The organism is Micromonospora sp. CA-263727, assembly GCF_050942455.1.
GTDB lineage: Bacteria > Actinomycetota > Actinomycetes > Mycobacteriales > Micromonosporaceae > Micromonospora.
In genome coordinates, this window is record NZ_CP192031.1 from 1,276,499 (window position 1) to 1,288,943 (window position 12,445).

At 71.9% G+C, this 12,445-nt stretch carries 11 protein-coding genes; 5 read left to right on the forward strand and 6 right to left on the reverse strand.

What is annotated here, in order from left to right; all coding sequences use genetic code 11:
• Nucleotides 1-8 precede the first annotated feature (8 nt).
• Genes ACQPYA_RS05940 through ACQPYA_RS05955 form a run of 4 tightly spaced genes read right to left on the reverse strand, consistent with a single transcriptional unit; the run spans nucleotide 9 to nucleotide 4,481 of the window.
• Nucleotides 9-1,385: a multicopper oxidase domain-containing protein gene (locus tag ACQPYA_RS05940; protein ID WP_433531631.1), complete on the reverse strand. Its 1,377-nt coding sequence runs from the start codon at nucleotides 1,383-1,385 to the stop codon at nucleotides 9-11.
• Nucleotides 1,382-2,623 carry a hypothetical protein gene (locus ACQPYA_RS05945; RefSeq protein WP_433531632.1) on the reverse strand — a complete coding sequence of 414 codons (1,242 nt, stop codon included), beginning with the start codon at nucleotides 2,621-2,623 and terminating at the stop codon, nucleotides 1,382-1,384. Before ACQPYA_RS05945 ends, ACQPYA_RS05940 begins: the two co-directional genes overlap by 4 nt.
• The gene (locus ACQPYA_RS05950; protein ID WP_433531633.1) at nucleotides 2,620-3,762 is read right to left on the reverse strand and encodes a hypothetical protein; all 1,143 of its coding nucleotides are present in this window, start codon (nucleotides 3,760-3,762) and stop codon (nucleotides 2,620-2,622) included. The genes ACQPYA_RS05945 and ACQPYA_RS05950 overlap by 4 nt, the downstream gene beginning before the upstream one ends.
• Nucleotides 3,759-4,481, reverse strand: a complete 723-nt coding sequence (locus tag ACQPYA_RS05955; RefSeq protein WP_433531634.1) for a helix-turn-helix transcriptional regulator — start codon at nucleotides 4,479-4,481, stop codon at nucleotides 3,759-3,761. The genes ACQPYA_RS05950 and ACQPYA_RS05955 overlap by 4 nt, the downstream gene beginning before the upstream one ends.
• 50 nt (nucleotides 4,482-4,531) lie before the next feature.
• On the opposite strand from ACQPYA_RS05955, the gene ACQPYA_RS05960 reads away from it, so the two are divergent.
• From ACQPYA_RS05960 to ACQPYA_RS05970, 3 genes are all read left to right on the forward strand, one after another.
• A complete protein-coding gene (locus ACQPYA_RS05960) occupies nucleotides 4,532-5,347 on the forward strand; it encodes a DUF2249 domain-containing protein (RefSeq protein ID WP_433531635.1) in 816 nt (271 codons plus the stop codon).
• Nucleotides 5,348-5,521: 174 nt separating this feature from the next.
• The gene (locus ACQPYA_RS05965; RefSeq protein ID WP_433531636.1) at nucleotides 5,522-5,965 is read left to right on the forward strand and encodes a hemerythrin domain-containing protein; all 444 of its coding nucleotides are present in this window, start codon (nucleotides 5,522-5,524) and stop codon (nucleotides 5,963-5,965) included.
• Between the two features lie 34 nt (nucleotides 5,966-5,999).
• Nucleotides 6,000-6,644 carry a nitroreductase family protein gene (locus ACQPYA_RS05970; RefSeq protein ID WP_433531637.1) on the forward strand — a complete coding sequence of 215 codons (645 nt, stop codon included), beginning with the start codon at nucleotides 6,000-6,002 and terminating at the stop codon, nucleotides 6,642-6,644.
• Between the two features lie 99 nt (nucleotides 6,645-6,743).
• Here ACQPYA_RS05970 and ACQPYA_RS05975 read toward each other — a convergent pair whose 3' ends face one another.
• Complete coding sequence (locus ACQPYA_RS05975) at nucleotides 6,744-8,249, reverse strand: nitronate monooxygenase (RefSeq protein ID WP_433531638.1); 1,506 nt, start codon at nucleotides 8,247-8,249, stop codon at nucleotides 6,744-6,746.
• Nucleotides 8,250-8,602: 353 nt separating this feature from the next.
• On the opposite strand from ACQPYA_RS05975, the gene ACQPYA_RS05980 reads away from it, so the two are divergent.
• Together ACQPYA_RS05980 and ACQPYA_RS05985 are read left to right on the forward strand one after the other, a co-directional pair.
• On the forward strand, nucleotides 8,603-10,183 hold the full coding sequence (locus ACQPYA_RS05980) for a GDSL-type esterase/lipase family protein (protein ID WP_433531639.1): 1,581 nt from the start codon (nucleotides 8,603-8,605) through the stop codon (nucleotides 10,181-10,183).
• A gap of 282 nt (nucleotides 10,184-10,465) precedes the next feature.
• Nucleotides 10,466-11,404, forward strand: coding sequence for a lytic polysaccharide monooxygenase auxiliary activity family 9 protein (locus ACQPYA_RS05985; RefSeq protein ID WP_433531640.1), 939 nt, complete (start codon nucleotides 10,466-10,468; stop codon nucleotides 11,402-11,404).
• 21 nt (nucleotides 11,405-11,425) lie between these two features.
• On the opposite strand, the gene mgrA is transcribed toward ACQPYA_RS05985, so the two are convergent.
• Entirely contained in the window at nucleotides 11,426-12,421 is a 996-nt protein-coding gene (gene mgrA / locus ACQPYA_RS05990; protein ID WP_433533392.1) for an L-glyceraldehyde 3-phosphate reductase, read from the reverse strand.
• Between the last annotated feature and the right edge of the window lie 24 nt (nucleotides 12,422-12,445).

Below are 12,445 nucleotides of genomic sequence, written 5' to 3' on the forward strand. Positions count from 1 at the left end.
GGGCCCGCTCACCGAACCTGGATCACGCCGCGGGCGCCGCGTTCGGCGTCGACCATGGCATGGGTGACGAAGGGGTACTGACCCGGCTGGGGCAGAACTGTCTCGACGAAGCCGCCAGCGGCCGGAGCGAGGTCGAGAACCTGTGCCGCCCCTGGATCGCTGGGCCGCAGCTGCCATCTGCCCTCCGCGTAGACGGAGTCGAACTGGGTGCCGACGACGTGGAAGGCGCTGGAGCGGTTGGGGCCGGCGTTGAGCAGCCAGATACGGAGCCGTTCGCCGGTGCCGGCGGTCAACGGCTGGTGTGCGTACTGGGAAACGTAGCCGTTGAAGACCACCGCGTCGGGTCGTTCGGCCTGCATCTTGGTCAGGTCGCCGGGTTGGCCGTCAGCGCCGAGGTAGAGCTCGGACTGCACGAGGACGTATTCGTGGTCGACGGCGGGCAGGTCGGGTGGGTCGATGATGACCGCTCCGTACATGCCGTTGCCGATGTGGTGCAGCATCGGCATGGTCGAGCAGTGGTACATCCAGATACCGGCCTTGGTGGCGGTGAACCGGTAGATGAGCCGCTGGCCGGGGTCGATGGGCCGCATGGGCCGGTCGGGGGCGAGGGCGCCGGCATGGAAGTCGATGCCGTGGTCCATGGTGCCGTCGTTGATCAGGGTGACCTCGAAGGTGTCGCCGATCCGCCCACGCAGGACGGGACCGGGTGACCTGCCGTTGAAGGTCCACAACTGCTGCCGTACGCCGGGTGCGACCTCCCGTACGACCTCCCGCACCCGCAGTTCGACGTGGTGGACCCGGCCGGCCGGGGTGGGCGGGGCGGTGGCGTCGCGGGCGGTGAAGCCGGCCGTGGGCGCCGCCATCGCATCGATGAGCGGTGCGGGCGCCGGATCCGTCGTCGGCGCGGCGTGCTGGGCGTGGCGGCCGGTGTCGGCCGACGTCGACGTGGGGGTGATGGTCAGGGTCATGCCCGCTTGGCGGTGCCCGGGCAGTGAGCACCAGCCGGCGACGGCGGTGCCGATGATGCCGGCGTCCAGGCGGGTGGTGCCGTTGCGGGCGAGGGCGGGAGTCTTGACGCCGGTTGCCAGGACGAGGTCGTGGCGGCGTTGGTCGTTGTTGGTCAGTTCGATGATGAGCCGGTCCCCCGTCGGGACGGTGATGCGGTCCGGGTGGAATCGCATGCCGTTCGCGGTGACTGCGACGGTGGTGGTCTGCCCGGTGGGTGTCACGCCGACCGTCGCGGCGGTGTTGGTGGTGGCCGGTGCGGTGGCGCGTTGAGCGGCCACGCCGATCAGGACGGCCAGCAGGACCAGGGCGAGCCCGACCGCTACGCCGCCGATCGGGCGCGTCGCCGGGGTCGGGGGTGCGGCGGCAGGCGGTGTCACGGTTGTCTCCGGGAGGCGAGCAGGACGTGCACGGCGGGGACGAGGAACTGGAGCAGGGCGGCGAGCAGGAGCAGCGAGGTGGTGATCCGTACGGACGGGGGGACTGGCAGGACGAAGACGGCCAGGGCGGCGTTGGCCGTGGCGATGCGTTGTGGCCAGTGCCGGTCGAGTCGTTCGGTGCGCTCGCGTACCAGGGCTGGGCCGCCGCCGAGGGCCACGGGCAGCAGGTACGCCAGCGCGCCGAGGAGAACCTGGCCGACGAAGCCGACGAGGAACGGGACGAGCACGACACCGAAGCGGTCTGCCGCCGCAGCCGGGTCGGGCGCGGACAGCAGCGTCCAGGCGTCGACGCTGAGCGCGACGAGCAACCAGCCGGCGGCGGCCGTGATGGACCAGCTCGGGAAGGAGGCCGGGGTCTTGCGGCGGGCCGCCTGCCCGGCCTGCCCGGCGGTGAGCAGGATCGCCGTGGCCGTCAGTGCCAGCCCACCGGCGGCCAGCGGCGGCCACCAGGCCAGCACACCGATACCGAGCGCGGTGATCCCGGCGACCGCGATGGGCAGGGCCCGACGGGCCGTGGTGGCGGCGCCGTCGGCCATTCGGGTGCGCAGCACGGTGGGCCACAGGGTGAGCAGGGTGCCCAGCACGGTCAACGTCACCCAGCCCAACAGATTGACGTGCGCGTGGAACAGCAGCAGTCGAGGCCGGCTGTCGGCGTCGACGACGAGCATCCAGGCGCCGACCGGAATCCCGATCAGCAGGGCACCGGTGGCGGCCAGGTAGTAGTGCACCGTGACGGCGAAGCGGGCGGGCAGCGTCGCCCGCAGCCGCGCGAGCAACCACAGCAGGTGTGCCGTGACTGCGGCGAACACCGTGCCGGCGCCGATGACGCCGATCCACGGCTGGTCGACGAGGTCGTTGGCGAGCACGCCGGCGATGCCAAGGTTGAGCACGGTGAGCCGGATCCGCTCGCCGTGGCGGTTGGCCGGCGGCGGGCAGCGCAGCACGGCGCTCGTGAAGTGGGCGCTCCAGATCACGATGGCGTTGGTGGCGGCGCCGAGCAGCAGCAGATGAATGCCCAGCCACCGCCAGGACGGCAGGAACGGGTGGGTGAGCGCCACGGCGACGAGCGCGACCAGGTATGCCAGGGGCAGCATGCCGGCGCGGCGGTGCCAGCTCGCCCGGCCCGTGGGACCGCCGCCGCTGGCCGCCGCCGCATCCCTCGCCACGGTGGTTTTCACGACACACCCGCCGCGACCCGCGGCCGGGCCGGTGCCGGCGTCGTCCGCGACGACCGTCCGTGTCGACGTGACAGCGCGACGGCGCAGCCGGCGAAGCCGAGCACAGCGGCCACGTTGGCGACTCCGGCCCAGCGCCACACCTGCTCCACTCCGGCGGCGTCGCCGAGGCCGACGCGTACCAGCAGCGAGGTGTGCAGCACGGCGAGGGGCGCGTAGAGCAGCCGGTGGTAGGGCAGGGGCCGGCGCAGGATCGCGGGCAGGATCACCGGCGCGTGTACGAAGATCATGGACATGACGAAGCCGAGGAAGACCGCGTGCACCGTGGCGTCGTACCGGGGGCCGTCGGTCGCCGGTCCGGCGCCGGCCCACAGTACGCCGGCCAGGGCCAGCCACCCGTAACCGGACAGCAGACCGACCGCGACGTACCGGGGGAGGGCCCTCGCCCGGACGGTGTGGCGGGCGACGTCGAAGATGGCGAGCCACGCCGTCACGGCGAGCACGCCCGCACCCAGCAGATGCGGGCCGGTCGACGGCCACAGCGTGGTCGCCGTGGCTCCGGCCAGCAGGGCGGCCAGCACGGTGAGGAACCACCGTTCGGTGTGCGGGTGGCGCAGCGCGACGTGCGCCAACTCAAGGCGTTCACCGGCGATCGTGGCCACGACGAAGACCGTCAGCCACGGCACGGTCTCGGCGACGGAGTAGCCGGCCAGCCACAGCAGCGTGGCCGCGTACCAGGCGAACGCGCCGGTGGCCTGGGCGAGCAGCGCGACCCCGGGCTGGCGACGCCACAGCGCCCGGTAGATCCCGAGCAGGATCACCGAACCCGCCATGAGCAGCGCCTTGCCAGCCAGGCCCGGTCCGGCGGCCACCAGCACGAGACCGCCGAGCCCGGAACAGGCCGGGGCCAGCAGCGCCCATCGAGCGCCGAGCGCGACTGCGCGTTCCAGCGCGACCAGCGTGCCGACGAAGCCGAGGACCATCAGCGGTCCGTGCACCTGCTCCACCGCCATTGGCGGTGCGGGGATCGGCGTGCCGAGCAGCAGCAGGCCCGCGTACAGGCCGGCCAGCAGCGCGACGGCGGCGGTGGCGAGGGCGGGTAGCCGCCACCGGACGGGGGGCATCGCGGTCGAGACGCTCACGGCTGCTGCCCGGTCGCTCGCGGCGCCGGGGCCGGGGCCGGCAGTCTCACGACGCACGCGGCCGGCGCGCCGAAGGGTTCCAACACCACCGATGCGTCCGGTACGCCGTCGTGTTGCAGGACCCCCCGGACGACGCCGAGGTGCAGCCCGCACATCGCGTCAGGGTTCTGACCCACCAGTTCCAGGAACGGGCAGGTCCGTAGGTGCAACTCGGCCCCGGCATCGCCGTTCTCGGTCGGCTGTCGTTGCGGGCTGAAACCCAACCCGTCAAGCACCGTCAGGACGGTGTCGACCGGGTCTTCGCTGCGTGGCGCCGCGGCGGCCAACTGCCGGCCCCATTCTTGGCCCGCCTGGGCCGCGGTGGCCTTGACGTCACCGCGGCCCAGGCGGGACAGGTGTCTGAGCAGGGCAGCCGCCAGGGCCCGGTAGGTGGCCGGGGCTGGATCGGCCGCCGCCGCCCGGTACCGCCAGGCCGGACGGCCCGGCAGGCCGCCGCTGGCGCGTGCCTTGACCAGGAGCCCGGCCTCGGTGAGCCGGTCCAGGTGGGTGCGGGTCGTGGACAGGTGCTGCCCGGTGCGGGCGGCCACCTCGGCGGCGGTGACGCCGCCCTCGGCGGCCCGTACCAGACGCAGGATCGCCACTCGGCTGGCCGAACCCAGCGCCCGGTGACGCGGAGTGTCGATCGTCTCCCCGCTGGGGCCTATCCGCGGAGTTTCCATGTCGAATAACGTTACAACGCCAAAAGACGTAGAAACCCTGGGAGGGTCTCATGTCACAGTCCGAACTCGTCGCTGACGAACGGGCCGCGCGCGCGGTCGTGCGCCACCACAGCGAGCTGTCCGCCGCACTGACCGGGCATGTGGCGCGACTGGTCGATGCCGTCGACGCCGGTGTCACCAGGCCGGGGTGGACGCACCGCGACGAGTTGGTGACCTGGCTGCACGGTGAGCTGCTGCCGCACGCGTACGCCGAGGAGGCGGCCCTGTATCCGGCCGCCGCCGAGCTGCCGGCGGGCAGGCTGCTGGTGGAGGGGATGCTCGGTGAACACCGCGCCATCACGGCACTGGTCGCCGAGCTGGAGGAGACCACCTCCCCGACGGTGGCGGCTGCTGCCGCCCGAGCGCTACAGGCGGTCCTCGCCATCCACCTGGCCAAAGAGAACGATCTCCTGGTGCCCCTGCTGGTCGACGCCGGGACGGTGTCCCTGGCCGCGCTGCTCGACGGGATGCACGAACTCGTCGGCGCCGAGACCGGCTCGTCGGCAGGTGGCTGCGGCGGCGGTGGGGGCAGCGGATGTGGCTGCGGCGGGGACGCCGCGAGCGCGGCGGCGGACGCCCCGCTGCTGACCATCGATCCCCGGCTCGACGTGCGTGACCTGCCGCACGGGGAGCGTCACGCTCGGGTGCTCGCCGCCATCGATGCCCTGCCCGCCGAAGCGGCGATGGTCCTGGTCGCCCCGCACGCGCCCCGGCCCCTGCTGGCCGAGATCGACGCCCGTTACGCCGGTCAGGTGAGCGCCGAGTGGCTGCAAAACGGCCCGGACGTCTGGCAGATCCGCCTGCACCGGATGTCTGTCGCAGCCTGAGCGTTTCGGCGGCCGACGCCGGATGGTGGAAGGTGTCGCCCCGGCGTCGGCGGGACGATCGACGCCGGGCCCGGCGGCCCCGCCGCCGTGCGGCACAGGCCCAACGGCCCTACTCGCCCGAGGTTTATCGGGGCAACCTGGATGTATCACCACATCGCCGTCAGGAGATCGATCATGTGCAACTACTGCGGCTGCCGGGAGTTCCCGTTGATCGGTCGACTGACCATCGAACACGAGGCGATCGCCAATGCCGCCGGGCGGCTGCGCGCGGCGATCACCTCCGGCACGGGTCACCCCGTCGCCCTCCTCGACGAACTGCTCGCGCTGCTGATACCGCACACCGACACCGAGGAACGCGGCCTGTTCGTCGAGCTGCGCGCCGAGGGCAGCCTCACCGAAGCAGTGGACCAGCTCTGCGACGAGCATGACGACATCCACGGCGTCCTCGGCACCGTCGACCGCGCGGCACCGGACTGGGCGGCGGTGCTGGCCGCCCTGGATCGGCTGCATCGACACATCGACAACGAGGAGCACGGGCTGTTCCCGGCCGCGGTCATCGCCCTGCCGATTCCGGTCTGGGACCGACTCACCCCCCAGCGGCCCACCGCGGCGGCCTGACCGGCGCCGAGGAGGACGACAATCGGGAGGCGCGATGGCCGCCCTTCAGATCACCGGCCGGGACCACGGCGGACCGGCCGGCCGGAGCGAGCGTGTCCTGACACAGGCGACGAGGGCGCCGTCGGTGTTCAACGCGCAGCCGTGGAAATGGCGGATCGGCGGCGGGGTGGGTCAACTGTCAGCGGACCGTGGCCGGCAGATCCCGTCGATCGACCCGGACGGACGGCTGTTGGTGCTCAGCTGCGGTGCGGCGCTGCACCATCTGGGCCTGGGCCCCACGCCGGCCGCCCGGCCGGTTCCGCTCCGGGACTTCCTCGCGCACCAGGCGCGGACCTCGGTCGTACCCGATCCACCGCCCGTTGGTGACCAGCACGCCAGCTACGCGGTGCTGGCGACCGCCGGCGATCGACCAGGCGACTGGCTCACCGCCGGGGAGGCGCTGTCCGCGCTGCTCCTGACGGCGACGGCGCACGGCCTGTCCACATCGCCGATGAGCGACCTCGTCGAGGTCCCGGCGTCCCGGGCGCTGCTTCGCGAGCTGCTCGCCGAGGGTCATCCGGCACTCGTGGTGCGGATTGGCGTGCCCGCGTCCGATCCGCCGGCCACGGCCCTCGCGCCACGCCGTCGGGGCCCGGACGTGGTGCACGTAGCCGATTTTCCGGACCACGACGGCAGCTGACCGGGCCGGTCGGGCGGTGGACCGCCAACACGCAGCGCCGCAGCCGTCACCCGTCCGGCTCGCCGGGTGTCCGCTGCGGCTCTCGGCCGCCGGCAGCGCTCACTCCACGGGGCCCGAGACGGCCTGACGGTTCCGCGGCGACGCCCTGCCGAGCAGGTAGTGCACGACATCGGCGGCACCGTAGTCGTCACCAGTGCCGATCAGTTCCGGCAGGAACGCCAGATCCTGCCCGAGGGTCAGCAGCGGTGGCTCACGGTACCCGTCCGTTCGTCGCTGGCCCAGACCGACGGCGGCGACGAGGCCATTGCACAGGCACCGGCTCCCGACGGTGTCCTCCACCGCGCCACCCTTGCGCAGGTACTCGCTGACGGGTTCAGCGGGACAGCGGTAACCGACCTTGCCGTCGGGGCGCTGGTACGGGCTCCGGAGGTAGCCGAGGTCGCAGAGGCGTGCCCGGTCGGCGTAGACCTCCTCGTCCGCCGCCGTACCCGGCAGATGCACCACCTTGAACGGGAAGCCGGTGGGCGACACCTCGGCATGATTACGCACCACCAGGGAGCCGCGGGTGGCCTCGCGCAGCAATCGTCGGCGCAGCGTCACGTCGAGGCCCGACTCGCGGCACAGCGCGAACGCGGTCCCGATCTGCACGCCGGCGGCACCCGCGGCGCGGGCCGCAGACAGCTCACCGGAGCCGCACTGACCGCCGGCGATCCAGAACGGCAATCCCAACGCGGCGACCTTCGGCAGGTCGACGCGATCGCGCGGCCCGTACACCGGCTCCCCGTCGACGCTCAACCGCAACGCGCCGCGAGGTCGGGCGCTGTGCCCGCCGGCAAGTGGCGATTCCACCACGAAGCCGTCCGGCCGGGTGGTGTCGTCGCGGGCCAGGTAGACCGCGAGCGTGGCGGACGACACGATCGCCAGCAACCGCGGACGCCGTACCGGCTCGGGTGTGACATCCAACAGATCTTGCGGATCGAAGAGAACATGACGCTGCTGGTCGGCTGCCGCACCCTGGACCACCACCGGCAGCCGTACGGGACGGTGCTCAGCCAGAGCGTCGAGCAGGCGGGGGATCTCGGTCGGCAGCCCAGCGCCGATCAGCACGTAGTCGATTCCGGCGAGCATCGCACCGTACACCGCCGCCGGCGTAGCCATCTGGATCTTTTCCAGGTAGTTCACCCCGATCGGGCCGTCATGGCCGTCCTTGGCGAGCAGCACCTCGACGAAGTTCCCCAGCACCGCGAGTTCCAACCCGTCGCGACGGGGACAGACCCCCAGCCGCGGCACCGGCCGGTACGGCTTCCCATCCGGTATCCCGCCAGGCACGAAGTAGCGCTTCAGCACCCGACGTACCAGCGCAGGGACAGGAAAGTGCGCCAGTGCCTGCCGTACTCGCCCGTCCTGGTCGCCGTCCTGGAGTCGACGGGCGAGCAGCGCGTCCAGGGCCACCCCGGAGACCACGCCCAGCTGGCCGGTACGAGCCACCGCCCGGGCCAGCCGCCATCCGGAGACACCGACACCCATACCGCCCTGAATGATCACTGGGCTGGGGACCTGCGTCGGGCTGCTGCCGTACACCGCTGGACCCACCCGGTCCGTCATCTTCGTCTCCTGCCGCCGCTCATCGGTATCGTGCGCCGGTGCCCCGGCACAGTGGATCGCCACGCCCTTACGACCTTGAGGTGCTCGGTGAGCCTGCGGTGTCGTGGTCCGAGAGGAACAGAGCCTTTGGTCACATGACCTCGATCGCTACCGCCGATGTGCGGGCCTGCGCGGTGCACCACGTCACGCACATCTCGTAGCAGCGGGCGCAACGCGCCTCTTTGCGTAATTTCACGGTTCTGCGGCCGCCCGTCGCCTGCCTAGCATCCATGTCACTGATCGTCATGTGGCGATCACATGATGCTGGGAGGTGGCAAGTGACATCACGTAGAGCCGTGTCACCAGGGCGGCGTATGCGGTTGCTCGCCGCAGTCGCGGTCATCGGCGGGCTACTCGCCAGCGCACAGCCCGCGCTGGCCGGGACGCCGGCCGCCGATGACGGCGCTGCGGCCTTACCGGCCGCGCGGGGCGAGGGTTGGCAGCCCGATATCCAGACACCCGATCCGGTGACCCTTCCGGGCACCACCAAGAAGATCACGCCCTTCGCGACACCACTGAGCCCACGTCAGCCCGAGGCGCTGCCGGGCGCCACGAAGGGGCCCGGCGCCACGCTCAAGGCGGACAGCGCGGCCCGCGCGGCGATCCGTAGGGCCGACATGCCGACCTTCCGTGGGGCATCGCCGCAGGCCGGGCCCGACGACCCGCCAACCGGGCTGTACTGCACCGAGGCGATCACGCGGAGCAGCTCCGTCAGCGGCGCCCCCAACCAGACCAACTACGCGGCGAACATCTCCTACCTGGCGGAGTTCGGCTGCAACTTCTGGCTGAACGCGGCCTACATCGCCACCGGGGTGATCGATCGCGGTCGCTTCGACGGCCAGTTCCTCTACACCACGGCGCCCCTGTCGTACGGGCCGACCTACTACGGCGCGACCTCGGGCGGCGTCAGCATTCCCGGTGAGCTCTTCGACGGCGGCCGTAACGTGGAGATCGTCTTCGAGCTTTACCTGTTGGCTCCGGCCGGGGTCTACTGGGGCGGCTGCTTCCCCATACCGGGGCTGCGCTACCTGCTGTGCGAGGGTCTCGGCAGCAACCTGCTGCACATCGTGCTGGGCACCGGGCCGTTCGGGACCGGGCTCCAGTCCCCGGTGATCCGGCACGTCGCGCTGGGTGACTCCTACTCCTCGGGCACCGGCGCGCCACCGTACTCCGACGAATTGTGCCGACGGTCGAATGCGACCTATTCCAACCTCATCACGGGGACAGTCGTGTCGGGACTGCCGGTGGACCGGCCGACCCTGGCGGCATGTCATGGCGGGAAGATCATCGACCTGTACGTGGGCCAGCACCCCGGCGTGCCACCCCAACTGGACGCGATACAGCCACACACCCGGCTCGTCACGCTGACCATCGGCGGTAACGACCTCGACTTCTCGCTCAAGCTCACCGGCTGCTACCTGGGCGCCGACTGCTCCGCGGGAGGACCGTTGGTCACCCCGCAGAAGCTCGACCAGGTACAGGTCCAGCTCACGGCCCTGTACCGGCAGATCAGGTCGGAGATGCATCCCACCGGGAAGCTCATGGTGCTCAGCTACCCGGCCGTCGTGCCCAACCCGGACGACTCCGCGGACCCGCCACCGGCCCAGGACCGTTGCCCGGACCTCGGAAGCAACCTCATCGAGAGCGAACGGAGAGCGATCTACGACGCGACCGCCCAGACCGACCGGATGATCCGGGACGCCGTGGTGGCCACCGGCGACTCCCGTGTCATCTACGTCAACGGGCTGGAGTTGTTCCGCGGCCACCGGCTCTGCAGCACCAGCGGGGTGTGGGCCAACGGCCTCACCTCGCCGGTGAGCGACTCGTTCCACCCCAACGCCCCGGGGTACCAGGCGATGGCGACCCGGGTGGCCCAGGTCCTTCCGCCACTCTGACGGGCTCGGCCCAGCCGTCGGGCGCCCTGGTCCGCCACGGGCGCCCGACACCGGCATCGGGTCGCCGCCTCGAACGACGAGCGGCGCGTGGAGCGCTGCGGCAGCCAACCCTCACCGGTCGGTTGCCGCCCATCTCCACGAGCCTGATCGACTGCCATCGCGATCAACTGTTCGTCGGTGACCGCACCCGACGGATCGGTCGATCAGCCGCGATTTGTACGGCCCCGGCCGTCGAACTGTTGGCCCCTCCTGCCCGTACCAGTGTCTGGGAGGTCCACACTCATGGCCGTACGTCGAGTCGTCGTCGTTCTGCTGGTCGCCCTCGTCGCGGCGACGAGCGGCACGGCGCCCGCCGCCGCGCACGGCGCGCCGACGTACCCGGTCAGCCGGGCTGCCGCCTGCGCGCCCGACGGCGAGCACGTGGACACGCCGGCCTGCCGGGCAGCGGTCAGGGAGGGCGCCGCGCTGCGCGAATGGGACAACATCCGGGTGTTCGGCGTGAACGGCCGCGATCGGGAGCGGATTCCCGACGGGGAGTTGTGCAGCGGGGGACTGTCGGCGTACCGGGGGCTGGACCTGCCGCGTACCGACTGGCCGTCCACGCCGCTGACGGCGAGTGCGCAGTTCCTGGTGCGCTACCGGACCACGATCCCGCACAAGGGCACCTTCCGGCTCTACCTGACCCGCGCCGGTTACTCCCCGACGAAGAAGCTGACCTGGGCGGATCTGGACCGGGTGCCGTTCCTGCGGGCCACCGACCCGCCGGTGCGCGACGGGGCGTACCAGATGTCCGGGCAGTTGCCGGGCGACCGGACCGGCCGTCACGTGATCTACACGGTCTGGCAGAACTCCGACACCGCCGACACCTACTACTCCTGCTCCGATGTGGACATCCGGCCGGCGGGTCCGGGCGCAGGGGCCGAGGGCGAGCCGGCCGGCGCGGTGACGGAGGCCACCCCGGCCCTCGCCGAGGGCGACGCGCCACCCGCCGGGGCGGCCGGCGGAGACACGGCCGGTGATGCCTCGGCCGGTGGTCCCAACGTGCCGGTGGCGGCGGTGACCTACCTGGACGGCCGCCGGTTGCCGCTGATCGCCGGCATCGCGCTGGGCGCGCTGCTGCTCCTGTGGATCGGCATGCGGCTGCGCGGGTCCCGCAGCGGCCCGCCGCCGGGACGGCCCTGCACGGTACGCAATCACCGGGCCAACCCCCGCACCTGGTGACCGCGCCCTCGCAGGTCTTTCTCAGGCGAGCTGGGCTTCGATCTCGGTCAGGTCGTCGGCGGTCAGATCGAGGTGGTCCAGCGCGGCGATGTTCGCCTCCAGCTGCGGCACGCTGCTGGCGCCGATGATGAGGCTGGTCATCCGCGGGTCACGCAGCGCCCAGGCGAGCGCGAGCTGTGCGAGGGACTGGCCCCGGCGTCGGGCGATCTCACTCAGGCCGCGGATGGTGGCCAGCCGCTCCGGGCTCACGTCGCCCTCGCTGAGGAAGACGCTGGTGCGGACCCGGGAGTCGGCGGGGATGCCGTCGAGGTAGCGGTCGGTGAGCAGGCCCTGGGCCAGCGGGCTGTACGCGATGCAGCCCGCCCCGACCCGCTCCAGCGTGTCCAGCAGGCCGTCCTCCTCGGTCCACCGATTGAACATCGAGTACGCCGGCTGGTTGATCAGCAGGGGCGTGCCCAGGTCGCGCAGGATCGCCGCGGCCCGCTCGGTCTGCTCGGAGTTGTAGTTGGAGATGCCGACGTAGAGCGCCTTGCCGGAGCGGACGACGGCGTCCAGCGCGGCCATCGTCTCCTCCAGCGGGGTGTCCGGGTCGTACCGGTGGCTGTAGAAGATGTCGACGTAGTCCAGGCCGAGGCGGCGCAGCGACTGGTCGAGCGAGGCGACCAGGGACTTGCGGGAACCCCATTCGCCGTACGGGCCGGGCCACATCAGGTAGCCGGCCTTGCTGGAGATGACCAGCTCGTCCCGGTACGCCCTGAGGTCGCCGGCGAGCATCCGGCCGAAGTTCTCCTCGGCGGCGCCGGGCGGGGGGCCGTAGTTGTTGGCCAGGTCGAATTGGGTGACGCCGAGATCGAAGGCGCGCCGGACGATGTCCCGCTGGCGCTCGAAGGGGCGGTCCGGCCCGAAGTTGTGCCAGAGTCCGAGCGAGATCGCCGGCAGGCGCAGCCCGCTGGCTCCACTGCGCCGGTAGGTCATCTGGTCGTAGCGCGTGTCGGCGGCAAGGTACGTCACGATCACGACCATAGCCCCAGCCCGATCGCG

What these genes read in the sequence shown, in the direction of transcription:
- ACQPYA_RS05955 (WP_433531634.1), bottom strand. Translation starts at nt 4,481, where the DNA reads ATGGAAACTCCGCGGATAGGCCCCAGCGGGGAGACGATCGACACTCCG.
- ACQPYA_RS05960 (WP_433531635.1), top strand. Translation starts at nt 4,532, where the DNA reads ATGTCACAGTCCGAACTCGTCGCTGACGAACGGGCCGCGCGCGCGGTC.
- ACQPYA_RS05965 (WP_433531636.1), top strand. Translation starts at nt 5,522, where the DNA reads ATGTGCAACTACTGCGGCTGCCGGGAGTTCCCGTTGATCGGTCGACTG.
- ACQPYA_RS05970 (WP_433531637.1), top strand. Translation starts at nt 6,000, where the DNA reads ATGGCCGCCCTTCAGATCACCGGCCGGGACCACGGCGGACCGGCCGGC.
- ACQPYA_RS05975 (WP_433531638.1), bottom strand. Translation starts at nt 8,249, where the DNA reads ATGACGGACCGGGTGGGTCCAGCGGTGTACGGCAGCAGCCCGACGCAG.
- ACQPYA_RS05980 (WP_433531639.1), top strand. Translation starts at nt 8,603, where the DNA reads ATGCGGTTGCTCGCCGCAGTCGCGGTCATCGGCGGGCTACTCGCCAGC.
- ACQPYA_RS05985 (WP_433531640.1), top strand. Translation starts at nt 10,466, where the DNA reads ATGGCCGTACGTCGAGTCGTCGTCGTTCTGCTGGTCGCCCTCGTCGCG.